This is a genomic window from Rhizobium ruizarguesonis (genome assembly GCF_012349115.1).
Lineage (GTDB): Bacteria > Pseudomonadota > Alphaproteobacteria > Rhizobiales > Rhizobiaceae > Rhizobium > Rhizobium ruizarguesonis.
The window spans coordinates 157500-180343 of the sequence record NZ_PQIG01000122.1 but is presented as its reverse complement, the minus strand read 5'-3'; the positions used below and the strand labels follow the sequence as shown (position 1 = coordinate 180343).

Below are 22844 nucleotides of genomic sequence, written 5' to 3'. Positions count from 1 at the left end.
ATAAATATTGTTAAATGTGACAGAAAGTATGTCAAAAACTTACAATCAAATGGAAGAAGGCTATGGAGGCTGTCAACCTCAATCGGCTGGCCTATTTTGCAGCCGTCGTCGATACCGGCTCGTTCACGAAAGCTGCCGAGCGCCTCGCGATCACGAAGACGGTCGTCAGCCAGCAGGTTGCGCGGCTGGAAGCTGAGTTGAAAACTAGCTTGCTTCTCCGGACGACACGACGCGTCGAGCCGACCGAGGCCGGCAAGCTTCTCTACGCGCGCTGCGTCTTGATTTTCCGCGAAGCCGGGGACGCTGTCGATGAAATCACCCGCGCAAATGCCGAGCCGACAGGCATGCTACGCATTGCTGCGCCCAATGATTATGGTGCGAGCACGATCGCTCCCATTGCTGCGGCCTTTATCCGGAAGTACCCCGCTTGCAGGGTCGAGCTTCTGCTCGCTGATACGAAGATGGATCTGCTCGCCAATCAGATCGACCTGTCGATCCGCGTTGGATGGCTCGATGACTCCAGTCACCAAGCGAGACGGATCGGTTCGTTCCGGCAGTTTCTTGTGGCGTCCCCCAGCTTCTTCGCCACGCTCAGTTTGAACAGTCCAGAGGATGCTGCGGGCCAGCCGTTTATCGCCAACCTGGCCCTCAAGGAGCCGGTGGTCTGGAGGTTTATCCAGGGCGATTTCGACCGGCGAACCGTGCGGATGCAACAGAGCCTCATGAGCAATTCGACGCCTGCGGTGCTCGCGGCCACGCTTGCGGGGGCAGGCATATCCGTCCTGCCGGATTTTCTGGCTGGAGAGCATATAGAGGCTGGCCGACTGATAAGATTGTTGCCGGACTGGACCCTGCCTGCCGGAGGAATTTATGTCGTCTATCCGGCAGCTCGGTTTCGTCCGCCCAAGGTCACGGCTTTTGTCGCAATGCTGACTGGTAGTTGCTAGCGCGGCTCAGGCTGCGCCAACGCGCAGGGATACGGTGGCAGGAATTGGTATGTTGCCGCAGGGATTTGCAAAGGAAATTCCGACGCCATATTCTCTCTTTGACGATGATCCCTTCCCCCAGTTCCTTCAGGCGCTGTGGTGTAGGAAAGCAAGGGCGAGCATGCGACAAGATACAAGCTACCTGCTGGAGCGGATGACGATTGTCGGTGATCTCGAGGTCGCCTCCTTTGTTCCCTGGATCCGGCGCCATGCCGCCAAGCTTGGGCTTTCGCACACCATATCTCATACGAGTTCCATGCGGATCGAACTTGAGGTTGCTGGGCCGGTGGAGCTGATCGACATGATGGAGATGGGATGCTCTCTCGGGCCCATCGACGTATGGGTCGAGAGGATAGAGCGCACCGCGCTCAGCGCAAAAAGACCCAGTGCCGGGCTGTAAGAGATTTCCTCCGTGCATATTATTTACTCAATGTTGCCAATGCGAAATAATTATGCAAACCTGATAAGGTTGGGCGGAATTGCCTCGAGGGCGAGGTAGGACGTGCTCGGCAAGCATATGATGTTGTTTGGGAAATCTAGTCATGCCATCCCCTACGACCGGCTTTTGGACGCCAGTCGCCCTTTCCCGGGATTTGCCGGCCGGAACCGTCATACCGGCACGGACGGCAGCCGGATCGATTGCCCTGTGGCGTAGCGCTTCGGGGCGCATATCGGCATCGGCGGATCGCTGTCCGCATCGTGGCATGCGCTTGTCTCACGGCTTCGTGCGCGGCGAGACGCTCTCCTGCATCTATCACGGTTGGAGCTACGGCCAGGCCGGAAACTGTCTCCGCATTCCGGCTCATCCAGGCCTGACGCCACCGGAGACAATCCGCGTCGCCACCCATGACGTCGAGGAAACAGATAACGTGATCTGGGTGGCTGTGGGTGCGCCCGCTTCGAAGCCACCGAGGCTTGATGACCTCACTCCCTTGCGTTCGCTGACGGCATTCGCCGGCGTCGCGGCGATCGAGGCGGCGGCCGGTGCGAAGGCGAGCAATGTCGGTCTAGTCGAGATCGACGCATCCACCGGGACCGTCTGTCTGCTATTATCCGCTTGGGAAGACGGACAGACGTTGATCCATGTGCTGCTGAAGGGTGACACCGGCCCGGAGGCGGGCATCGGTGCTTCACGGGTCGCCGAGAGCCTGCGCCGCCGAGCCGAGGATCTTCAGAAAAAGGAGGTCGCGCAATGACCGTGCAGGCGATGATCGACGAATGGTATCCGGTCGGGCTTTTCAGCCAGCTCGACAGCGCCGGCCGTAAGACGGCGCTGATGGGCGAGCCGATCGAAGTGGCGCGCGATGGCGATGGCAATGCGAAGGTGACGGGCGGCGATGGCCGTGTTCTGCCGGTTCGTGTGCGTTACGGTCATGTCTGGTCCTCCCTCGGCGAGCCGAAGAAGGAGCTTTTCCCCATTCCCGAGGCTGACCAGCCCGGCCGTCGCTTCGTCGATGTCGGCGTGGTGCGGGTGCGCTGCTCGCCGCTCCGCGCCGTCGAGAACTTCCTCGACATCGCCCATTTCCCCTTCGTCCACACCGACATTCTCGGCGCGGAGCCGCACACCGAGGTCCAGAACTACAAGGTCGAGATCCGCGAGGAAGAAGACGAGGTCTGGGCAACGCAGGTGAAATTCTACCAGCCGCAGGCCGCCAAATCGGCAAGCGGCGGGATCACCACGGAATATATGTACCGCGTGCCGGCGCCCACCTGCTCCGTGCTTTACAAGACCTGCCCGCCGCGCCCGAGCGAATGGGATGTCATCACGCTCTTCGTGCAGCCGCTGGCAGAGGACCTGTGCGACGTCTGGCCATGGATGGCGCTCTTCGATGACGAGACCGCGATGACCGACCTCATCCACTTCCAGCAGACGATCTTCCTGCAAGATCGCTCGATCCTCGAAAACCAGATCCCGCGGCTGCTGCCGCTCGACCCCGGCATGGAAATCCCGACGCGGGCCGATCTGACATCGATCGCCTACCGGCGCTGGCTGAAGCGTCACAACTATACCTACGGCGCACAGCTGGTGGCGCAATGAAGCTCTACGACTACATTCTCTCGCCCAGTTGCTACAAGGTGCGTCTGATGGCGGCGCTGACCGGGGTGAAGCTTGACTTGCGCCCGGTGGATTTCCATCCCGGCGCCGAGCATCGCGGTCCCGAGCTGCTTGCGCTCAACCCGGCAGGCTCCATTCCGATCCTGGAGGATGGCGACCTGATCCTGACGGAATCGTCGGCGATCCTCGTCTATCTTGCCGCCAAGGCAGCACCCGAGTGGCTCGGCAGCGGTACGGCCGAGGAAGCGGCACGGGTGCAGCAATGGCTGTCGTTCTCCGGCCGGCTGACGGCAAGCCTCGGGGCAGCACGGCTCCATGAGATGCTGCTGCGGCCGGGCGATATCGGCGCGCTGCAGGCCCAGGGCATCGCCGCGCTTCGCGAGCTTGAAGCCGGGCTTGTCGAGCAGGGTCTTCGCGGCATGCGCTTCCTCGCCGCCGACCGGCCGACAATTGCCGACATCGGCTGCTTTCCCTATGTAGCGCTGGCGCCCGATGGCGGCGTCACGCTGGATGCCTATCCCGCCATCCGGCTCTGGTCCCGGGCGCTGCGCGCCCTCGACAAGTTTATCGAAATGCCAGGCATTCACCGGCTGCACGAGCTGAAGCCCGAACCTCATATCGAACCGGGCGAGGCGTGACATGGCTGGATATCTCCTGAAGAACTGCGCAGCCGTGATTGTCGACGAGGGCAAGGGACCGGTCGTCCATCGCAATGTCGATCTCCTGACCAGCGGTCCGGCGATCCTGGCGATCGGCGAAAATCTGGGGGCGGACGCACTGCCTGCCGGCACGACCGTGCAGGATGCCGCCGGCTGGTTTGTCTATCCGGGCCTCGTCAACACCCATCATCACTTCTTCCAGTGCTTCGTGCGCAACCGCGCCGATCTCGACTGGACGAAGCTCTCGGTGATCGAGTGGCTCGACCGCATCTACCCGATCTTTTCGCAGCTCAACGAGGAATGCTTTTACCAATCCTCCGTCACGGCGATGGCCGAGATGATCAAGCACGGCTGCACCACGGCCTTCGACCACCAGTACAATTTCCCCCTGCATGCCGGGAAGCGGCTGATCGACCGCCAGTTCGAAGCGGCCGAGCTGCTCGGCATGCGCTTCCATGCCGGCCGCGGCGGCAACACCTTGCCGAAGTCGGAAGGCTCGACCATCCCCGACGCGATGCTGGAAACGACCGACGAGTTCATCGCCGACTGCGCCCGGCTGATCGAGACCTACCACGATACCAGCCCCTTCAGCATGCGCCAGGTGGTGGTCGCGCCCTGCCAGCCGGTCAATTGCTATCGCGAGACCTTCGTGGAATCGGTGGCGCTGGCGCGTGATCGCGGCGTCATGATGCATACCCATGTCGGCGAAGGCGAAAGCCCGGTCATCCAGGCGCGCCACGGCATGCGCACGGTCGACTATCTCGAAGAACTCGGCTTTGCCGGGCCCGATGCCTTCTATGCCCATTGCTGGGAGCTGACCCATGACGAACTCAGGAAGATGGCCGCCAGCGGCACCGGTGTCGCGCATTGCCCGGAACCCGTCTATCTGGTCGGCGCCGAGGTCACCGACATTCCCGCCATGGCCGCCTTCGGCCTGCGCGTCGGCCTCGGCTGCGACGGGGCTGCCTCCAACGACAATTCCAACCTGATGCACTGCCTGCATTCCGCCTACATGCTGCAGTGCCTCGTCGCCTCCGGGCGTGCCCATCCCGTGCCGCCGCCGGTCGATTTCCTCGGCTACGGCACGTCAGGGGGTGCCAGCCTGCTCGGCCGGCACGAGATCGGCCGGCTGGCGCCCGGTATGGCCGCTGACCTGTTTGCGATCGACACTCGCCGTATGGATTATGTCGGCACGCGGCACGACCCGCTGAGCCTGATTGCCCGCGTCGGCATCGGTATGGCGACCGACATGACCATGATCAATGGCCGCATCGTCTGGCAGAAGGGCGAATTCCCCGGTCTCGACGAGGCCAAGCTGGCTGCCGATGCAGAGGCTGCACTATCCACCGTGGAATTTTAAAAAAACCAAAAGAGGGAACTGAGAACATGACCAAACTGACCCGCAGAAACCTGATGACGGCCGCTGCCGCTACCGGCCTTGCCGGCGTGCTCGGCAGCCGTCTTGCTTTGGCCGCCGACGAGCCGCTCGGCATCACGCTCGTCGTCCCGTCGCCGATCGGCGACGTCGGCTGGGGGCATGCGCTTGCCGCCGGTCTCGAGCCGATCAAGGCCGCTTACGGCGACAAGGTGAAGGTCACCGTGCTTGAGAATATCGCCGAAGGCCCGGACGCCGACCGCATCATGAACAAGACCGTCGCCGACGGAAACAAGTTCCTGGTCGCTGGCTCTTTCGGCTATCAGAACGGTGCCTTGCAGATCGCTCGCCGCGATCCTAGCGTTACGGTTCTGCACGCCTCCGGCTTCCAGATCGCTCCGAACTTCTCGCCTTTTGCGGCCAAGTATTTCCAGGGCACCTATCTGCTCGGCATGGCTGCCGCAGCCCTCTCCAAGACCGGCAAGCTCGGCTCCGTATCCGCCTTCGCCATTCCCGAACTGATCACTTCGATCAACGCCTTCACCCTCGGCGCCCAGGCCGTCAAGCCGGATATCGAGGTCTCGGTCGTCTGGGTGAACTCCTGGTTCGACCCGGCCAAGGAGCAGGAAGCCGCCAAAGCCCTGATCGCGCAGAGGTGCGACGTGATCTTCTCCAATGCCCAGGACACGCCGTCCGTCATCTCGGCCTGCGAGGAAGCCGGCGTCTACGCCTTCAACCTTAACTCCTCGATGAAGAAATACGCACCGAAAACCTATCTCGGATGCATCTCGACGGACTGGTCGCCGTTCTTCAAGGCGTCGGTCGACGCTCACCTTGCCGGTACGTTCAAGGGCGCCAATGCGTTCCTCGGCGTCGCCGACAAGGTCGTCGAAGTGGTCGACTGGAACCCGGATGTTCCAGCTGACGTGATGACCAAGATCAAGGAGATCGAGGTAAAGATCGCCGACGGCAGCTTCTCGCCCTTCACCGGGCCGATCACCAAGGCCGACGGCAGCGAAGGTGTCGCATCCGGCGCAACCATGGCCGACGCCGAGATCATCGCCATGAATTGGCACGTCAAGGGCGTGTCGACGCCGCTGCCGAAATAAGTCATGACGACCCCGCTCCTGTCGCTGCGCGGCATTTCGAAGAGCTACGGCCAGATCCACGCCAATCAGGCAGTCGATCTGGACGTGGCCCCGCAATCGATCCATGCGATCCTCGGCGAAAACGGGGCGGGAAAATCGACGCTGATGAAGCTGATCTACGGCGTCGAGCAACCGGACGACGGAGATGTCGTCTGGGAAGGAGAGCCCTTGCGCCTCGCCTCCCCCGCCGAGGCGAGGCGCCACGGCATCGGCATGGTCTTCCAGCACTTTTCGCTGTTCGAGACCCTGACCGTCCTGGAGAATATTCGGCTGGTTGTGCCGGGTCGCAAGGCTGAACTCAAGGAACGCATTCGCAGGCTTGGACGGGAATTCGGTCTTGAGGTCGACCCGCTCGCCCACGTGCATGCGCTATCGGTCGGCGAGCGGCAACGGGTGGAGATCATCCGAAGCCTGATGACCAATCCGAAGCTGCTGATCCTCGACGAGCCCACCTCCGTCCTGCCGCCGCAACTGGTGGAGAAGCTCTTCGACACGCTGCGACGGCTGCGCGACGGCGGCGTTTCCATCCTGTTGATTTCCCACAAATTGGAGGAAATCCGGGCGATCTGTGACCGGGCGACCATCCTGCGCGGCGGACGCGTGACCGGGGATGTCGATCCGCGCGAACATGATGCCCATGACCTTGCCCGCATGATGATCGGCCGCGATATGCCCGCTCCCATCTCGGCGCTGCCACTGTCTGGCGGCGAAAAGCGGCTGGAGATCATCGGTTTGGACTACCAGCCCGACGATCCCTTTGCCGTGCCGCTCGCCGGCATCAGCCTTGAAGTGCGTGCCGGCGAAATCCTCGGGATCGCCGGTATTTCGGGCAACGGCCAAAGCGAGCTTGCCGCACTGATTTCAGGTGAGACCGTGCTGGGGCGCGATCAACGCGACCGGATCTACATGATGGGGATGGATGTCGGCAGGCTCGATGCCGCCGCGCGGCGGACGCTCGGATTTGCCTTCGTTCCGGAAGACCGGCTCGGACGCGGCGCCGTCCCCGAAATGTCGCTCGCCCTCAACAGCCTGCTGACGGCCCATCCGCTCAAGCTTTTGCGGTACGGTCTCGTCGACAGGGCGCGGGCGTTGGCGTTCACCAAGGATTGTATCCGTCAGTACGATGTCCGCACCCCCGGCCCGGATGCGGAAGCCGGCACTTTATCCGGCGGCAATCTGCAGAAGTTCATCGTCGGCCGCGAAATCATGCTGTCTCCGAAATTGCTTTTCGTGGCGCAGCCGACCTGGGGCGTTGATATCGGCGCTGCATCCGCCATCCGCAGCCGTCTGGTCGCATTGCGCAATCAGGGCATGGCGATCCTCGTCATTTCCGAGGAGCTGGAAGAACTGTTCGAGCTCTGCGATTCCATCCAGGTGCTGCATCACGGCCGGCTCAGCCCGCCGCTCGCAACGCGGGACACGAAGCCCGAGGAGATCGGCCGATACATGATCGGGGCACAAGCCTCGCCCGAGAAAGTCCAGTAATGAGCGCTTGGTCCCTTGCTTTCGTTCCCACCCTGGTCCGTCGGGAGCGCGCCTCGCTTGCCGCGACCTTGCTCGCGCCCGTCATGGCGCTTGTCATAGCGATCGCGCTCAACCTTGGCCTTTACATCTTGATGGGCCGCGACCCTGTCGCGGTCGTTTATGCGATGCTTTTCGAACCCTTCCTGTCCTGGGCCTCATTTTCGGAGGTGCTTTTAAAGGCAGGCCCGCTCCTCCTGATCGCCCAAGGGCTGGCGATCGGCTTTCGCGCCAAGGTCTTCAACATCGGCGCCGAAGGCCAGTTCATTCTCGGTGCGATCTTCGCCTCTGCCATTCCGGTCTGGTTTCCGCAAGCGACGGGCCAGTGGATCTGGCCGGCAATGCTGCTGCTCGGCGCCATCGGCGGCGCTCTCTGGGCTTCTCTCACCGCTTTCTGGCGCGTGCGCCTTAACGCCAACGAGATCCTCGTTTCACTGATGCTGAGCCTCGTTGCGGCGCAACTGCTGAACTATCTGCTGCTCGGCCCCTGGAAGGATCCGAACGGCTTCAACTTCCCCCAGTCGGTGATGTTTCAGTATGATGCGATGGTGCCGACCCTGATTGCCGGCACCCGCGTCAATGTCTCGTTCCTGATTACGCTCGCTTTGTCTGTTGCGGCCTGGATCTTCATGCAGAAGAGCTTCATCGGCTACAAGCTGCAGGTCGGTGGTCTGGCACCGCGGGCTGCCGGCTATGCCGGCTTCAGGGAAGGTTGGGCGATCTGGCTTTCGCTGCTGATCGGCGGCTTTGCGGCCGGCCTTGCCGGGGCTGCCGAAGTCGCCGGTCCGCTCGGCCAACTGCAGCGTTCGGTCGCGAGCGGTTATGGCTATGCGGCCATCATCGTCGCCTATCTCGGCGGCCTGCATCCGATCGGCATCGTGATCTCGGGGCTGGTCATGGCGGTCATCTATATCGGCGGCGACAATGCCATGGTCTCGGCCAACCTGCCGATCGCCGCCGTCCGTGTCTTCCAGGGCAGTCTGCTGCTCGCCTATCTGATCGCCGTCGCCTTCGTGCGCTACCGCCTTGAATGGCGCCGCGCCGCCCACCGGAGCCCGTCATGAACGCCATCGAGTTCATTCTTGCCGGCATGCTTGCGGCTGCGACACCGTTTCTTCTGGCAGCCCTTGGCGAACTGGTGGCCGAGCGCGCCGGCGTCCTCAACCTCGGGGTCGAGGGATTGATGGCCTTTGGTGCCGTGCTCGCCTTCATTATCGTCTACCAGGGCGGCGGACATCTCCTGGGTTTCGTCGCAGCCGGGCTCGGCAGCGCTGTCCTTTCGCTGCTCTTCGCCTTCGTCACGCTGGGTTTCCGGGCAAACCAGGTGGCAGCGGGCCTTGCCATCGGCATTCTCGGCCAGGGCCTTTCCGCGCTTTTCGGCAAGACCTATGAAAGCCTCACGGTCAGGGGACTTCCGAAGCTCGCCCTTCCGGGGCTTTCGGAATTGTCGGTTGTCGGCGGCCTTTTCGTCCAGGATATCGTCGTGTGGATTTCACTCGCCGCGACGCTCACCTTGTGGGCGATATTTGCCTACACCAAGCTTGGCCTCATCGTCCGCGCTGTCGGCGAGAACCCGAAGGCCGCTCACGCCATCGGCTATTCGGTAATCTCAGTCCGCGTCCTCGCCATCGCCTTCGGCGGTGCGATGGCCGGCTTCGCCGGCGCCTATGCGTCGGTGGTCTATACACCACTCTGGGCCGATGGAATGATCGCCGGGCGCGGCTGGATCGCCATCGCCCTCGTCGTCTTCGGGACCTGGCTCACCGGTCGTATCTTCCTCGGCGCCTGCCTCTTCGGCGCGGTCTCGCTGATGGGCCTTGCAGCCCAGGCAACCGGACTGGACGTTCCCTCGCAACTGCTCTCGAGCCTGCCATATCTCGTCACCATCATCGTGCTCGGCATCATCTCCGCCGATCGTCGTTTGCTGAAACTGAACGGGGTTGCTTCGCTCGGCGAACCATTCGAGCGATAGGGTATAGTGCGGAAAGCGGTTTTCGGGATCTAACGCCGACTGCATAATTCCGTAAAATGACGCGCGGCGCAGTAACGCGTCGGCGAAAAAGCCTGTGGTCAGCCGCGATCGCGTTTCTTGCGGCCGCGCGCCTCAAATTGGACGAGCAGCGACTTGAGTTCGATCTCGCGAACGCGTCTTGCCGCTTCATCCGGGCTGACCCATTCGAGAATACGCTGACCCCGCTCCTTGAAATCGCCGCTGATTTCCGTGACTTCAATCTGAAATATGTCGACGATACAGGGCGCCACATCGCCGTTGTCGAGTTCTTTCAGATAGGTATAGCGGCCGACCGGCCTCCTCTTCACCACCCCGCGCACGCCTGCCTCCTCCCAGGCCTCGATTGCTGCTGCTTCGAAAGGCTTTTTCCCTTTCATCGGCCATCCTTTCGGGATGACCCAGCGTGCGCTCTCGCGCGATGTGATCACCAGGATTTCGACCTCGGATCCGCCATTGCCGTGACGGAAGCAAAGTGCGCCGTATTGTTGACGAAATGCACCGGCGAACAGCATTTCAGGAACAGCAGCGAGCTGCCGCAGCAGTGGCTGGGACTTGTCCGGTCGAGGCTTCCTGCCTTTTTTGCTAGGCGTCATATCGATTGAGTTACCGAATTTGCTTGTTGCTTCAACTGCCTGAGCGTGTTTATGACACTTTTATGACAATCGGCCGCATGAGGAAGTTCGCAGGCATGATGAGCATTTTTCGCAAGCTGATGCCACGGGAAGACAGATTCTTTGAAATGTTTTCCAAACACTCGAAGACTGTCGTTGCCGCAGCGAACGCCCTCGATCAACTCTTGCAAGGCAATGACGTCCAGAAAAACTGCGAACGTATCGTCACATTGGAAGACGAGGCCGATGACGTCACGCGCGAGGTTCTTCTTGCCGTTCGGCGAAGCTTCATCACGCCTTTCGACCGCGGCGACATCAAGGATCTCATTCAGTCGATGGATGATGCGATCGACATGATGCACAAGACAGTCAAGACGATCCGCTTGTTCGAGCAAACGAGCTTCGATCCGCTTATGCAGCAGATGGGCGGCGAAATCGTCAAGGCAGCAAACCTCATTGCGGAAGCGATACCGCTCCTCGACAGATTGGGAGCCAATGCGCAGCGTCTTGCGGCCATCGCGGAGGAAGTCACCCGAGTGGAGGGTCGTTCCGATGAACTCCACGACCAGGGCTTGAAGGATCTGTTTTTACGTCATGGCGCCGGCGGCAACGCGATGGCCTACATGATCGGAAGCCAAATCTACGGAGAGTTGGAGAAAGTCGTCGACCGCTTCGAGGATGTCGCCAACGAGATCAGCGGCATTCTCATCGAGAACGTCTGATGGATGCTTCCCTCGCTTTCCCGCTGCTCGTCGGCCTGGTCGTTGTCGCCCTGTTCTTTGACTTCCTCAATGGCCTGCATGATGCGGCCAATTCGATCGCCACGATTGTGTCGACCAGGGTGCTGCGGCCACAATATGCCGTCGCCTGGGCGGCGTTCTTCAATTTCATAGCATTCCTGTTCTTCGGCCTGCATGTGGCCGAAACACTGGGAACCGGCATCATCGATCCTGCGATCGTTTCGCCTCAAGTGATCTTCGCCGCCCTCATGGGCGCGATCATTTGGAATATTCTCACCTGGATTTTCGGGATTCCATCCAGTTCGTCGCATGCGCTTGTCGGTGGGCTGGTGGGGGCCGGCCTGGCGAAGGTGGGCTTCAGCTCGATCGTCTGGAACGGCCTTCTAAAGACGGTCGGCGCTATTTTCCTGTCGCCAGCCATCGGCTTCCTGCTTGCCCTGGTGCTGGTGCTCGCCGTCTCCTGGCTATTCGTCCGGCAAACGCCGTTTGCGGTGGATCGGACATTCCGCATCATGCAGTTTGTGTCCGCTTCGCTCTATTCGCTTGGCCATGGTGGGAACGATGCGCAGAAGACGATGGGCATCATCGCGGTGCTCTTGTTCAGCCAGGGATATCTCGGCCCGACATTCTACGTGCCTTTCTGGGTGGTCATTTCCTGCCAGTCGGCAATGGCTCTCGGTACGCTCTTTGGCGGATGGCGGATCGTTCATACCATGGGGTCGAAGATCACCCGGCTCAACCCCATGCAAGGTTTCTGCGCAGAGACCGGCGGAGCGTTGACACTGTTCGGAGCGACGTGGCTCGGTATTCCCGTTTCGACGACGCATACCATCACCGGAGCAATCGTTGGAGTGGGCGCGGCTCGTCGTGTCTCCGCCGTGCGCTGGGGATTGGCCGGCAACATCGTGATTGCCTGGATCGTCACGATGCCGGCGGCTGCAGCAATATCGGCGGCGTTCTACGGCCTCGTATCTTTGCTGCAATGAAATGAGGGGATGGCGAGGCAATCGCCACGCATTGACCTTTCCCTCCTGAGCTTTCCCGGTGGCAATACCGACGAATGAGACGGGCAGAATCCGCCATGCGGTCTGGGTGATCGCGACTTCCCTATTGCGTGCACTGCACAAATAGAGCGCTCCCATGGCTGCGATTACGGTAGCAATCGCACAAAACGGAAGCAGAAAATAATAAGCCTAAGAAATGGGCATCAGTCAATTCTTCGCATTTCTCCTTTTGCTTCATGCCGTTACCATCTCCTCTCGAAATTGGCACGCTGCTTGCAGGTTCTGAGACGCATCGGTCAATGGCGACCGGCGCAGATAGGCGCGGCATAAGCGCCTACAATAGACACCGACGTCGCAAGGTTTTTGCTCCGGGATTCTCCTATCCCCTGGACGCAATTTCCGGCGGCGTTTTTTTGTGTCCAAATTCAGCCAGCAGAGGGAACCTGCGCATGACAAAGAATTTGCAGACTGGGATTTTTACAACCGGCATGACTCGCCGCGGCATGCTCAAGACGACTGCAGCGGCTGCCCTCATTGGCGCTGTCAAGACGGCCTTTCCGTCCGGCGCTTTCGCGGCCGGAGCAGGCCCTGAAGTGACAGGTGTCAAGCTCGGCTTTATCGCGCTCACGGATTCCGCGCCGCTGATCATCGCCAAGGAAAAGGGCTTTTTCGACAAGCATGGCCTTCCGGAAACGGATGTGGCCAAACAGGCCTCCTGGGGTGCGACCCGCGACAATCTCGTGCTGGGCGGCGCGGCAAACGGCATCGACGGTGCGCATATCCTGTCGCCGCTCCCTTATCTCATGCATACCGGCAAGGTGACGCAGAACAATAAACCGGTGCCGATGGCGATCCTTGCCCGGCTCAACCTCGACAGCCAGGGTATTTCCGTCGCCAAGGAATATGCCGAAACCGGCGTGCAGCTCGATTCCTCGAAGCTGAAGGCCGCATTCGAGAAAAAGAAGGCGGAGGGCAAGGAGATCAAGGCCGCCATGACCTTCCCGGGCGGCACCCATGACCTCTGGATCCGTTACTGGCTCGCCGCCGGCGGCATTGATCCGAACAAGGACGTTTCGACCATCGTCGTGCCGCCGCCGCAGATGGTTGCCAACATGAAGGTCGGCAACATGGATGTCTTCTGTGTGGGCGAACCGTGGAATGAGCAGCTCGTCAACCAGGGCATCGGCTTTACCGCAGCCACCACCGGCGAGCTCTGGAAGGGTCATCCTGAAAAAGCGCTCGGACTGCGCGCCGACTGGATCGAAAAGAATCCCAATGCTGCCAAGGCCCTGCTGATGGCCGTCATGGAGGCTCAGCAATGGTGCGAAAGCATGGACAACAAGGCGGAGATGGCTGACATTCTCGGCAAGCGCCAATGGTTCAACGTTCCGACGAAGGACGTGCTCGGTCGCCTCAAGGGCGACATCAATTATGGCAACGGCCGCGAGGTCAAGGCCACCGACCTCTATATGAAATTCTGGAAGGACGGCGCCTCCTACCCGTTCAAGAGCCACGACACATGGTTCATGACGGAAAACATCCGTTGGGGAAATCTGCCGGCGAGCACCGACATCAAGGCGCTGGTCAACCAGGTGAACCGCGAAGACATCTGGCGCGAGGCCGCCAAGGATCTCGGCGTCGCGGCGGCCGATATCCCCGCATCGTCTTCTCGCGGCAAGGAGACTTTCTTCGACGGCAAGGTCTTCGACCCTGAAAATCCCTCGGCCTATCTCGACAGCCTTTCGATCAAGGCTGTCTCCTGACCCGCTCCGGCGCGCAACGGGCGCGCCGGCCTTTCATTCACGTGAGGAGCGCGTTGATGTTCGCCCTGGCAAATAAAGAAAATCCCTCCACGGCCGCCTCTGCCAAGCTGGCGGCAAAGGTTCTGCCATTTTCCGGCAAGCACGGATCGCGGATCGATTTTCGTCGAGCGGCACTGACCGCACTTCGCAACGTCGTTCCGCCACTCGTCGTACTGGCGCTCATCCTGCTCGTCTGGCAGGTGCTCTGTTCGTCGGCGGATGCGTCTTTGCCCTCGCCGCACCGGGTCTGGCAGGATAGCTATGACCTGATCGCCTATCCGTTTTTCAACTACGGTTCCCAGGATATCGGGCTCGGCTGGCGCGTGCTCGTTTCGCTGCAGCGCGTTCTCTATGGCTTTGGGCTTGCAGCGGTCACCGGCGTCGTCGTCGGTGCGATCATCGGCCAGTCGGTCTGGGCGATGCGTGGCCTCGATCCGATCTTCCAGGTGCTGCGTACGGTTCCGCCGCTCGCCTGGCTGCCGCTGTCGCTCGCAGCCTTCCAGGATTCCAACCCCTCGGCGATCTTCGTGATCTTCATCACGTCGATCTGGCCGGTGATCATCAACACCGCCGTCGGCGTCCGCAATATCCCGCAGGATTACCGCAATGTCGCCGAGGTGCTGCGGCTCAACCAGTTCGAGTTTTTCTGGAAGATCATGCTGCCTTCGGCAGCGCCTTACATCTTCACCGGCCTCAGGATCGGCGTCGGCCTCTCCTGGCTCGCCATCGTCGCGGCAGAAATGCTGACGGGCGGCGTCGGCATCGGCTTCTTCATCTGGGACGCATGGAACTCGTCGCGCCTTCCAGACATCATCGTCGCGCTCGCCTATATCGGCATCGTCGGCTTCGCCCTCGACAAGCTGGTGGCCGCACTCGGCAAACTCATCACCCGCGGCGCCATGGCCAACTGAGGAACGCACCTATGAACGCCTATCTGAAGCTTGATCATATCGACAAACATTTCGATCGGGGCGGCGTGCGCGCCGAGGTCCTGAAGGACATCAACCTGACGATTTCCGCAGGCGAATTCGTCTCGATCATCGGCCATTCGGGGTGCGGCAAGTCCACCCTGCTCAACCTCATCGCCGGCCTGACCCCGGTTTCGGCCGGCGCCGTGTTGCTTGAAAACCGTGAGGTCAACGGACCCGGTCCGGAGCGCGCCGTCGTCTTCCAGAACCACTCGCTGCTGCCCTGGCTGACGGTCTACGAGAACGTCAATCTCGCCGTCTCCAAACTCTTCAACCGAACGAAGACCAAGGCCGAGCGGCATGAGTGGGTGATGGCCAACCTCGATCTCGTGCAGATGGCGCATGCCAGGGATAAGCGGCCTTCGGAAATTTCAGGCGGCATGAAACAGCGCGTCGGCATCGCCCGCGCGCTTGCAATGGAGCCGAAGATCCTGCTGCTCGACGAACCCTTCGGCGCGCTCGATGCGCTGACCCGCGCTCATCTGCAGGACGCGGTGATGGAAATCCACGCCCGGCTTGGCAATACGATGGTGATGATCACTCATGACGTCGACGAAGCGGTGCTGCTGTCCGATCGCATCGTCATGATGACCAACGGCCCGGCGGCCCGCATCGGCGAAGTGCTCGATGTGACCATGTCCCGTCCCCGCCATCGCATCGAACTCGCCTCCGATCGGACATATCTCAAATGCCGTGAAGCCGTGCTGAAGTTCCTCTACGAACGCCACCGCTTCATCGAAGCGGCGGAGTAGAGGCCGGGACATAACTTCGGCGTTTGCCGGCCGTGGTTTTCTCGCCTTCGTAGCGGGGCCCAGAGCATGTCGCGCAAAAGTGTGCGGCGGTTTTGCGACAACGACATGCGTAAAAACAAGGACCTAAAGCGCGAGGAGCGAATCTGAAAGATCGCGACGCGCTTTAGCGGCGCCTGATTTCGGGCGTCGCGCCCTCTTTACTCCCCGGGCGTTGCAAATACCGCGCTGGCATCGCTGACAATTTCCACATGGGAATATGCCGCCTGCCCCGCGGCGGCGGCGTCAGCGCGCATGATCGCGGTGACGATCCGGCCGTGCTCCTCATAGGATTTTGCCAGACGCCCGGGCAGGCGGAACTGCGCCCGCCGAAAGGGCGCGAGCCGCGCCCGTGTCTGCATCACCATCTCGAAGACGTGATCATTATGCGCGCCACGATAAAGCCGGGTGTGGAATTCGGTGTTGTGAGCCGAATATTCTTCTTCCGCGCCGGCATGCACGAGCCTCATCGATCCCCGATGCTCCAGCTCCAGCGCGCGCCGCTCGTCGACCGTCATACGCTCGGCCGAGAGCCTGGCGCAGATCGCTTCGAGTTCCGCCATCGCTTCGAACATCGAATGCAGATAGGCTTCGGTGACATTGGTAACGACGGCACTGCGGTTTGGCTCGCGCGCGACCAATCCCATGGCGCCTAGCTCACGCAGAGCTTCGCGCACCGGGGTGCGCGAAACGTCGAAACGAACCGCGAGCGATACCTCGTCCAACTTCGCGCCCGGCAGCATTTCACCTGTGACGATCATGTCGGCAATCGCCCGCACCATCTGTTCGACGGTGGTTCCGCTGCGGATCACTTCTCTGCGCCTGGTCTGCTTCACGATACGAATCTGCTCACCTCAACACTCTGCATACAGATGACGTTCGAGACTCGATAAGTCAAATCAGACGGCGAAGATATTGTTAAATTTTCGCTTTCTGATGCAGGAGATACCTCGGGTAACTCGACTTTGTGCCAACGACGCAGTCACAATGAACAAGAAATATCTATTGATTACTTTTTGCGCAAGAATTCGATCAATCTGTATGCACTTTGCAATGCGCAAGTCTTGCTGGAAGGGATAAACTATAAAAAACAACAGATTAATTTCTGGCACATACATTGCATGCACTTTTCCGTACCCGTTCACAACCGGCCCAGCGCCGCAAGGAGCATTTCCGATGACCAAACTCCTTTCCATGAACCGCCGCAATTTCCTCCAGGCTTCCGCTGCCGGTGCGCTTGCCGGCGCCATGCCGGGCCTGATCGCCTCCTCCGCCGCAGCCCAAACCGCGCTGACCGTCGGCTTCATCTATGTCGGCCCCAAGGACGACTATGGCTACAACCAGGCGCATGCCGAAGGTGCGGCCGCCATCAAGGCGATGCCGGGTGTGACGCTGGTCGAAGAAGAGAACGTGCCGGAGACCGTCGATGTCCAGAAGACCATGGAATCCATGATCAACCTGGATGGCGCGACCCTGCTCTTTCCGACCTCCTTCGGCTACTTCGACCCCCACATGCTGGCCGTGGCCGCCAAACATCCCGACATCCAGTTCCGCCACTGCGGCGGCCTCTGGCAGGAAGGCAAGAACCCGGCCAACACGGGCTCCTATTTCGGCTATATCTTCCAGGGCCAGTATCTGAACGGCATTGCCGCCGGCCATGCGACGAAGAGCAAGAAGATCGGCTTCGTTGCCGCAAAGCCGATCCCGCAGGTTCTGCAGAATATCAACGCCTTCCTGCTTGGCGCGCGCACAGTCGATCCCGGTATCACCTGCCAGGTGATCTTCACCGGCGAATGGTCGCTCGCCGTCAAGGAGGCCGAAGCCACCAATGCGCTGGTCGACCAGGGCGCCGACGTCATCACCTGCCACGTCGACAGCCCCAAAGTGGTCGTCGAGACGGCTGCTGGCCGCGGCGCCTTCGTCTGCGGCTATCATGCCAATCAGAGCCCGCTTGCTCCCGAAAAGTACCTCACCGGCGCCGAATGGGCCTGGGGCAACGTCTACAGCGACTTCGTCAAGAAGGCGCAGGCCGGCGAAAAGCTCGGCAACTTCGTACGTGGCGGCCTGAAGGACGGCTTCGTGAAGATGAGCGCGCTCGGCCCCGCCGTGTCCGCGGAGGGCCGCAAGGCCTTCGAAGCCACGCAGGCCGACATGATGAAGGGCGGCTTCTCGGTCTTCAAGGGACCGTTGAAGGACAACAAGGGCGACACCGTCGTGGCTGCCGACAAGAGCTACGCCGAAGACGCGATCGAGCTCGAAAGCATGAATTATCTGGTCGAGGGCGTCGTCGGGTCCACGGCGTAAACCGCGAAGGGAGAAGCGCCATGACCATCGAGGCCAATGATCCCGCAATAGCCATCGTCGAAAAACCGGCTTCCCTGCGCCCCGTCCTCGAATGGATCGCGCGGCGGGCCGAGCCTGTTGTCATCGGCCTCGCGGCCATCCTGATCGGTCTTGCGCTCTTCTCCCTCTTCATCCTGGCGGTCGGCAAGTCGCCGGCCACCCTCTTCCAACTGATGTACACCGGCGGCTTCGGCAGCTGGTTTTCGGTGCAGAACAGCTTAAGTCGTGCCGCACCCCTTCTCCTGACGGCACTCTGCGTCGCCCTGCCCGCCCGTCTCGGCCTCGTCATCATCGGCGGGGAAGGAGCGGTCGTGCTGGGCGGCGTTGCCGCCGCGGCCATGGGTCTGCCGCTCGCCGGCACCGCGCCTGTCTTCCTCACCCTCATTCTGATGGCGATCGCTGCCATGGTGGTCGGCGGCATCTGGATCGGCCTTGCCGGTTTCCTGCGCCACTATCGCGGCGTCAATGAAACCATCTCGTCGCTGCTGCTCTCCTATATCGCCATTGCCCTGATGAACCAGTTCGTCGAAGGGCTGCTGCGCGATCCGGCAAGTCTCAACAAGCCGTCAACCAGGCCGCTGCCGGCGGAATACATGCTCGGCAATATTCCCGGCATGGACGTGCATTGGGGCCTGGTCATCGGTATCCTCGCCTGTGTGGTCTCCTGGATCGTGATCGAGGCCACGAGCTACGGTTTTGCCGCCCGCATTGCCGGCGGCAACGTGCGCGCCGCCCAGATCCAGGGACTGCCGGTCGGCAAGCTGATCGCCGGATTTACCGCGCTTGCCGGCAGTTTTGCCGGCCTGGCGGGCATGATCGAAGTGGCGGCGGTGCAGGGAAGTGCCAATGCCTCGCTTGCCGCCGGCTACGGTTATACCGGCATCCTCGTCGCCTTCCTCGCCAGGCACAATCCGCTGGCGATCATTCCGGTCGCGATCCTGCTCGGCGGCATCGACGCCTCGGGCGGCCTCATCCAGCGGCGCATGGGCCTGCCGGATGCGACGGTTCTGGTGCTGCAGGGCACGCTCTTCATCGTCATTCTGTTCTGCGAGACCTTCTACGGCCGCTTCAAGATCTTCAATCCCGACCTCTGGAAAAGGAGCCTCTGATGGAAGAGACAGGCATCGGCATCTGGGGCGTGCCGCTGGCGATCTTCGCCGGCGCCATCCGCGTTTCCACCCCCTTCATCTTCGTCAGCCTCGGCGAGACGATCACCGAACGCTCCGGCCGCATCAATCTCGGCCTCGAAGGCACGCTCGTCTTCGGCGCCATGACGGCCTATGCGGTGGCCGTCATGACTAACTCCCCGACCCTCGGCGTGCTGGCCGCAATGGTGGCGGGCGCGATCTTCGGCCTCATCCACGGCTGGATCTGCAAATTCCCCAAGGTCAACGACATCGCCATCGGCATCGCCATGATGCAGTTCGGTCTCGGCATGGCGTTCTTCCTCGGCAAATCCTTCATCCAGCCGGTGGCGCCGAAACTGCCCTCGATCGCGCTCGGCGGCTGGTCGAGCACTCCGCAGATCCAGGCGGCGCTCAATATCAACGTGCTGTTCTTCATCGGCGCAGCCCTTGCCCTCTTCCTGTTCTGGGCCTTCAAGAATACGAGGATCGGTCTGATCCTGCGCGTCGTCGGCGACAGCACCGACGCGGCCCGTGCCATGGGCATTCACCCGGACCGGGTTCGCCTGCTGGCGACGGCAGTGGGCGGTTCGCTGGCGGCAATCGGCGGTGCCTATCTCTCGCTCTACTATCCGGGTTCCTGGAACGAAGGCATTTCGTCGGGCCAGGGCCTGATGGCCGTGGCCCTCGTCATCTTCGCCCGCTGGAACCCGATCGGCTGCTTCCTCGCTGCCCTGCTTTTCGGCGGTACCGGCGCGCTCGGCCCGGCGCTGCAATCGGTCGGTGTCACACAAGGCTACTACCTCTTTTATGCCGCGCCTTACGTGCTCACCCTCGTCATCCTGATCGCCACCTCCTCGCCCACCCGCTCGCTCGCCGGTGCGCCGGGCGCGCTGTCGCTCACGAAATAACGGAGCATTCCGATGAACGGACTTGGCGGTCTCAACAAATCCGAACACGGCGTCGGTATCGGCCTGGTGCAGCTCCAGTTGCCGGTGACCGTCACCAAAGCGGACTTGGCAAAACAGACGCAGGTGATCGTAGAGCTGGTGGCCAAAGCGCGGCGCAACCAGCCGGGCATGGACCTCGTCGTCTTTCCCGAATACGCGCTGCATGGCCTTTCCATGGACATTAATCCGGAGATCATGTGCACGCTCGACGGGCCGGAGGTCGCGGCCTTCAGGCAGGCCTGCAGGGACAATCGGATCTGGGGCTGCTTCTCGATCATGGAGCTGTACCCTGGCGGCATGCCCTATAATTCCGGCATCGTCATCGACGATCAGGGCGAGTTGAAGCTCTATTACCGCAAGATGCATCCCTGGATCCCCGTCGAGCCCTGGGAGCCCGGCGATCTCGGCATCCCTGTTGTCGAAGGCCCGCGGGGCGCCAAACTCGCGCTGATCATCTGCCATGACGGCATGTTCCCGGAGATGGCGCGTGAATGCGCCTATAAGGGCGCCGAAATCATGATCCGCACGGCGGGTTATACGGCGCCGATCCGCGATGCCTGGCGCTTCACCAACCAGGCCAATGCCTTCTGCAACCTGATGGTTACCGCGAATGTCTGCATGTGCGGCTCGGACGGCACGTTCGATTCCATGGGTGAAGGCATGATCTGCAATTTCGATGGCACGATCATCGCCCACGGCACCTCCGGCCGCGTCAACGAGATCATCACCGCCGAGGTGCGTCCTGACCTGGTGCGGGAGGCCCGGCTCGGCTGGGGCGTGGAGAACAATATCTACCAGTTTGGCCATCGCGGCTATGTCGCCGTTGCCGGCGGCGCCCAGGATGCACCCTACACCTACATGCACGACCTCGTCGCCGGCAAATACCGCCTGCCATGGGAAGACGAGATAAAGGTCAAGGACGGCACGTCCTGCGGATTTGACAAGCCGATGCGCCGTTACGGCGAACCCCTCAAACCTGCCGCGGAATAGGAGAGAGAATGATGGACGCGATGGTCGAAACCAAAGGGCATTTTATCGACGCCGATCCGTATCCGTGGCCCTATAACGGCGCGCTGAGGCCTGATAACACCGCCCTCATCATCATCGACATGCAGACGGATTTCTGCGGCAAGGGCGGCTATGTCGACCATATGGGCTACGACCTGTCACTGGTGCAGGCGCCGATCGAACCGATCAAGCGTGTGCTGGCCGCCATGCGAGCCAAGGGCTACCACATCATCCATACTCGCGAGGGCCATCGCCCCGACCTCGCCGATCTGCCGGCCAACAAACGCTGGCGCTCGCAGCGGATCGGCGCCGGCATCGGCGATGCCGGCCCCTGCGGCCGCATCCTGACGCGCGGCGAACCCGGCTGGGACATCATCCCCGAGCTCTACCCGATCAAAGGCGAGACGATCATCGACAAGCCCGGCAAGGGTTCGTTCTGCGCCACCGACCTCGAACTCATCCTCAACCAGAAGCGCATCGAGAACATTATCCTCACCGGAATCACCACCGATGTTTGCGTCTCGACGACGATGCGCGAGGCGAACGACCGCGGCTACGAATGCCTGCTGCTGGAGGACTGCTGTGGTGCGACCGACTATGGAAACCACCTCGCCGCCATCAAGATGGTGAAGATGCAGGGCGGCGTCTTCGGCTCCGTCTCCAATTCCGCGGCTCTAGTCGAGGCGCTACCCTGATGCCGTCATTGCGTGCCCATGTCTTTCGCGTGCCAGCCGACGGCCCCGATGACGTTGCCGGCGTCGAGGCGCTCTTTGCCAGCGGCCTTCAGGCGAACAACATCGTCGCCGTTCTCGGCAAGACGGAAGGCAACGGCTGCGTCAATGATTTTACCCGCGGTTATGCCACCCGCAGCTTCGAGGCATTGTTCAGTAGATATGGCGTCGACGGCGTCTCGATCATTATGTCCGGCGGCACCGAGGGTGCGCTCTCGCCGCATTGGACGGTTTTTGCGCGTGAAACCGTAGAAACCCCGGGCGAACGGGCGCTGGCCATTGGTGTGTCGCGTACCCCCGCGCTGCCCCCCGAACATCTCGGGCGCCGGGAACAGATCCTGCTCGTTGCCGAAGGCGTGAAGTCCGCGATGAGGGATGCCGGCATCGATGATCCCGCCGATGCCCATTTCGTGCAGATTAAGTGTCCGCTGCTCACCTCGCGCCGGATTGCCGAGGCCGAGGCAGCAGGCAGGACGGTCGCAACCCACGACACGCTGAAATCCATGGGCCTCTCGCGCGGCGCTTCGGCTCTCGGCGTCGCCGTGGCACTCGGCGAGATAGATGCGACATCGATCAACGATGCCGACATCTGCACACGTTTCGATCTCTTTTCCCGCTGCGCCTCAACCTCGTCCGGGGTCGAACTCACCGATCACGAAATCATCGTCCTCGGCATGAGCGCAAAATGGTCCGGTCCGCTGTCGATCGACCACGCGGTCATGCGGGATGCGATCGACGCGCATTCCGTCAGGAAAGCCCGCGAACGCCTGCCGGAAAACAGCCGGCTGGCAGCGGTTCTCGCCAAGGCCGAGCCGGACCCGTCCGGCAGGATCGGCGGCAGGCGCCACACGATGCTCGATGACTCGGATATTGCAGGCACCCGCCATGCCCGTGCCTTCGTCGGCGGCGTTCTCGCCGGCATCTTCGGCATTACCGATCTCTATGTGTCCGGCGGCGCCGAACACCAGGGTCCGTCCGGCGGCGGTCCCGTCGCCATCATCGTCGAAAAGGAGCAATGA

General features: G+C 61.5%; 23 protein-coding genes. 21 read left to right on the top strand and 2 right to left on the bottom strand.

Annotation, left to right across the window (positions count from 1 at the left end):
- Positions 1–62 precede the first annotated feature (62 nt).
- From C3Y91_RS33410 to C3Y91_RS33365, 10 genes are all read left to right on the top strand, one after another.
- Positions 63–947 carry a LysR family transcriptional regulator gene (locus C3Y91_RS33410; protein WP_017992594.1) on the top strand — a complete coding sequence of 295 codons (885 nt, stop codon included), beginning with the start codon at positions 63–65 and terminating at the stop codon, positions 945–947.
- 160 nt (positions 948–1107) lie between these two features.
- Positions 1108–1386, top strand: a complete 279-nt coding sequence (locus C3Y91_RS33405) for an acylphosphatase (RefSeq protein ID WP_018070756.1) — start codon at positions 1108–1110, stop codon at positions 1384–1386.
- Between the two features lie 142 nt (positions 1387–1528).
- On the top strand, positions 1529–2182 hold the full coding sequence (locus C3Y91_RS33400) for a Rieske 2Fe-2S domain-containing protein (protein WP_024320234.1): 654 nt from the start codon (positions 1529–1531) through the stop codon (positions 2180–2182).
- Positions 2179–3024, top strand: a complete 846-nt coding sequence (locus C3Y91_RS33395) for an aromatic ring-hydroxylating oxygenase subunit alpha (RefSeq protein ID WP_018070754.1) — start codon at positions 2179–2181, stop codon at positions 3022–3024. Before C3Y91_RS33400 ends, C3Y91_RS33395 begins: the two co-directional genes overlap by 4 nt.
- Positions 3021–3680 (top strand): glutathione S-transferase family protein, encoded by a 660-nt coding sequence (locus C3Y91_RS33390; protein WP_130657758.1) that lies wholly within the window; start codon positions 3021–3023, stop codon positions 3678–3680. The genes C3Y91_RS33395 and C3Y91_RS33390 overlap by 4 nt, the downstream gene beginning before the upstream one ends.
- Position 3681: 1 nt before the next feature.
- Complete coding sequence (locus C3Y91_RS33385; protein WP_168576311.1) at positions 3682–5061, top strand: amidohydrolase; 1380 nt, start codon at positions 3682–3684, stop codon at positions 5059–5061.
- Between the two features lie 26 nt (positions 5062–5087).
- Positions 5088–6185: a BMP family ABC transporter substrate-binding protein gene (locus C3Y91_RS33380; protein WP_168576310.1), complete on the top strand. Its 1098-nt coding sequence runs from the start codon at positions 5088–5090 to the stop codon at positions 6183–6185.
- 3 nt (positions 6186–6188) lie between these two features.
- The gene (locus C3Y91_RS33375; protein ID WP_168576309.1) at positions 6189–7709 is read left to right on the top strand and encodes an ABC transporter ATP-binding protein; all 1521 of its coding nucleotides are present in this window, start codon (positions 6189–6191) and stop codon (positions 7707–7709) included.
- Complete coding sequence (locus tag C3Y91_RS33370) at positions 7709–8809, top strand: ABC transporter permease (RefSeq protein ID WP_130784341.1); 1101 nt, start codon at positions 7709–7711, stop codon at positions 8807–8809. The genes C3Y91_RS33375 and C3Y91_RS33370 overlap by 1 nt, the downstream gene beginning before the upstream one ends.
- Positions 8806–9717 (top strand): ABC transporter permease, encoded by a 912-nt coding sequence (locus C3Y91_RS33365; RefSeq protein ID WP_130662940.1) that lies wholly within the window; start codon positions 8806–8808, stop codon positions 9715–9717. Before C3Y91_RS33370 ends, C3Y91_RS33365 begins: the two co-directional genes overlap by 4 nt.
- A 98-nt stretch (positions 9718–9815) precedes the next feature.
- Here the strand turns inward: C3Y91_RS33365 and C3Y91_RS33360 are convergent, their stop codons facing one another.
- A complete protein-coding gene (locus C3Y91_RS33360) occupies positions 9816–10349 on the bottom strand; it encodes an NUDIX hydrolase (protein ID WP_130662939.1) in 534 nt (177 codons plus the stop codon).
- A gap of 95 nt (positions 10350–10444) precedes the next feature.
- Here C3Y91_RS33360 and C3Y91_RS33355 point away from each other — a divergent pair, with 95 nt between their 5' ends.
- From C3Y91_RS33355 to C3Y91_RS33335, 5 genes are all read left to right on the top strand, one after another.
- The gene (locus C3Y91_RS33355) at positions 10445–11089 is read left to right on the top strand and encodes a DUF47 domain-containing protein (RefSeq protein WP_130662938.1); all 645 of its coding nucleotides are present in this window, start codon (positions 10445–10447) and stop codon (positions 11087–11089) included.
- Positions 11089–12093, top strand: a complete 1005-nt coding sequence (locus tag C3Y91_RS33350; RefSeq protein WP_024320242.1) for an inorganic phosphate transporter — start codon at positions 11089–11091, stop codon at positions 12091–12093. The genes C3Y91_RS33355 and C3Y91_RS33350 overlap by 1 nt, the downstream gene beginning before the upstream one ends.
- Positions 12094–12560: 467 nt before the next feature.
- Positions 12561–13874 (top strand): CmpA/NrtA family ABC transporter substrate-binding protein, encoded by a 1314-nt coding sequence (locus C3Y91_RS33345; RefSeq protein WP_024320243.1) that lies wholly within the window; start codon positions 12561–12563, stop codon positions 13872–13874.
- 56 nt (positions 13875–13930) lie between these two features.
- Complete coding sequence (gene ntrB / locus C3Y91_RS33340) at positions 13931–14824, top strand: nitrate ABC transporter permease (RefSeq protein ID WP_018070743.1); 894 nt, start codon at positions 13931–13933, stop codon at positions 14822–14824.
- Between the two features lie 11 nt (positions 14825–14835).
- A complete protein-coding gene (locus C3Y91_RS33335; protein ID WP_130662937.1) occupies positions 14836–15633 on the top strand; it encodes an ABC transporter ATP-binding protein in 798 nt (265 codons plus the stop codon).
- A gap of 197 nt (positions 15634–15830) precedes the next feature.
- Here the strand turns inward: C3Y91_RS33335 and C3Y91_RS33330 are convergent, their stop codons facing one another.
- Positions 15831–16505, bottom strand: coding sequence for a GntR family transcriptional regulator (locus C3Y91_RS33330; protein ID WP_018486135.1), 675 nt, complete (start codon positions 16503–16505; stop codon positions 15831–15833).
- Between the two features lie 340 nt (positions 16506–16845).
- Between C3Y91_RS33330 and C3Y91_RS33325 the strand changes: the two genes are divergently transcribed.
- Genes C3Y91_RS33325 through atzD form a run of 6 tightly spaced genes read left to right on the top strand, consistent with a single transcriptional unit; the run spans position 16846 to position 22844 of the window.
- Positions 16846–17973, top strand: a complete 1128-nt coding sequence (locus tag C3Y91_RS33325; protein ID WP_075223740.1) for a BMP family ABC transporter substrate-binding protein — start codon at positions 16846–16848, stop codon at positions 17971–17973.
- A 20-nt stretch (positions 17974–17993) separates the two neighbouring features.
- Positions 17994–19121, top strand: a complete 1128-nt coding sequence (locus C3Y91_RS33320) for an ABC transporter permease (protein WP_018070739.1) — start codon at positions 17994–17996, stop codon at positions 19119–19121.
- Positions 19121–20047, top strand: coding sequence for an ABC transporter permease (locus C3Y91_RS33315; protein ID WP_168576308.1), 927 nt, complete (start codon positions 19121–19123; stop codon positions 20045–20047). Before C3Y91_RS33320 ends, C3Y91_RS33315 begins: the two co-directional genes overlap by 1 nt.
- A gap of 12 nt (positions 20048–20059) precedes the next feature.
- Positions 20060–21076 carry a formamidase gene (locus C3Y91_RS33310; RefSeq protein ID WP_168576307.1) on the top strand — a complete coding sequence of 339 codons (1017 nt, stop codon included), beginning with the start codon at positions 20060–20062 and terminating at the stop codon, positions 21074–21076.
- An 11-nt stretch (positions 21077–21087) separates the two neighbouring features.
- The gene (gene biuH, locus C3Y91_RS33305) at positions 21088–21789 is read left to right on the top strand and encodes a biuret amidohydrolase (RefSeq protein WP_024320250.1); all 702 of its coding nucleotides are present in this window, start codon (positions 21088–21090) and stop codon (positions 21787–21789) included.
- The gene (atzD, locus tag C3Y91_RS33300) at positions 21789–22844 is read left to right on the top strand and encodes a cyanuric acid amidohydrolase (protein WP_018070735.1); all 1056 of its coding nucleotides are present in this window, start codon (positions 21789–21791) and stop codon (positions 22842–22844) included. Before biuH ends, atzD begins: the two co-directional genes overlap by 1 nt.

Coding starts and splice junctions, on each gene's coding strand:
- C3Y91_RS33360 (WP_130662939.1), bottom strand. CDS start 10,349: ATGACGCCTAGCAAAAAAGGCAGGAAGCCTCGACCGGACAAGTCCCAG.
- C3Y91_RS33345 (WP_024320243.1), top strand. CDS start 12,561: ATGACAAAGAATTTGCAGACTGGGATTTTTACAACCGGCATGACTCGC.
- ntrB (WP_018070743.1), top strand. CDS start 13,931: ATGTTCGCCCTGGCAAATAAAGAAAATCCCTCCACGGCCGCCTCTGCC.
- biuH (WP_024320250.1), top strand. CDS start 21,088: ATGGACGCGATGGTCGAAACCAAAGGGCATTTTATCGACGCCGATCCG.
- C3Y91_RS33335 (WP_130662937.1), top strand. CDS start 14,836: ATGAACGCCTATCTGAAGCTTGATCATATCGACAAACATTTCGATCGG.
- C3Y91_RS33400 (WP_024320234.1), top strand. CDS start 1,529: ATGCCATCCCCTACGACCGGCTTTTGGACGCCAGTCGCCCTTTCCCGG.
- C3Y91_RS33410 (WP_017992594.1), top strand. CDS start 63: ATGGAGGCTGTCAACCTCAATCGGCTGGCCTATTTTGCAGCCGTCGTC.
- C3Y91_RS33370 (WP_130784341.1), top strand. CDS start 7,709: ATGAGCGCTTGGTCCCTTGCTTTCGTTCCCACCCTGGTCCGTCGGGAG.
- C3Y91_RS33380 (WP_168576310.1), top strand. CDS start 5,088: ATGACCAAACTGACCCGCAGAAACCTGATGACGGCCGCTGCCGCTACC.
- C3Y91_RS33315 (WP_168576308.1), top strand. CDS start 19,121: ATGGAAGAGACAGGCATCGGCATCTGGGGCGTGCCGCTGGCGATCTTC.
- C3Y91_RS33390 (WP_130657758.1), top strand. CDS start 3,021: ATGAAGCTCTACGACTACATTCTCTCGCCCAGTTGCTACAAGGTGCGT.
- C3Y91_RS33355 (WP_130662938.1), top strand. CDS start 10,445: ATGATGAGCATTTTTCGCAAGCTGATGCCACGGGAAGACAGATTCTTT.
- C3Y91_RS33405 (WP_018070756.1), top strand. CDS start 1,108: ATGCGACAAGATACAAGCTACCTGCTGGAGCGGATGACGATTGTCGGT.
- C3Y91_RS33385 (WP_168576311.1), top strand. CDS start 3,682: ATGGCTGGATATCTCCTGAAGAACTGCGCAGCCGTGATTGTCGACGAG.
- C3Y91_RS33375 (WP_168576309.1), top strand. CDS start 6,189: ATGACGACCCCGCTCCTGTCGCTGCGCGGCATTTCGAAGAGCTACGGC.
- C3Y91_RS33325 (WP_075223740.1), top strand. CDS start 16,846: ATGACCAAACTCCTTTCCATGAACCGCCGCAATTTCCTCCAGGCTTCC.
- C3Y91_RS33365 (WP_130662940.1), top strand. CDS start 8,806: ATGAACGCCATCGAGTTCATTCTTGCCGGCATGCTTGCGGCTGCGACA.
- C3Y91_RS33320 (WP_018070739.1), top strand. CDS start 17,994: ATGACCATCGAGGCCAATGATCCCGCAATAGCCATCGTCGAAAAACCG.
- C3Y91_RS33350 (WP_024320242.1), top strand. CDS start 11,089: ATGGATGCTTCCCTCGCTTTCCCGCTGCTCGTCGGCCTGGTCGTTGTC.
- atzD (WP_018070735.1), top strand. CDS start 21,789: ATGCCGTCATTGCGTGCCCATGTCTTTCGCGTGCCAGCCGACGGCCCC.
- C3Y91_RS33395 (WP_018070754.1), top strand. CDS start 2,179: ATGACCGTGCAGGCGATGATCGACGAATGGTATCCGGTCGGGCTTTTC.
- C3Y91_RS33310 (WP_168576307.1), top strand. CDS start 20,060: ATGAACGGACTTGGCGGTCTCAACAAATCCGAACACGGCGTCGGTATC.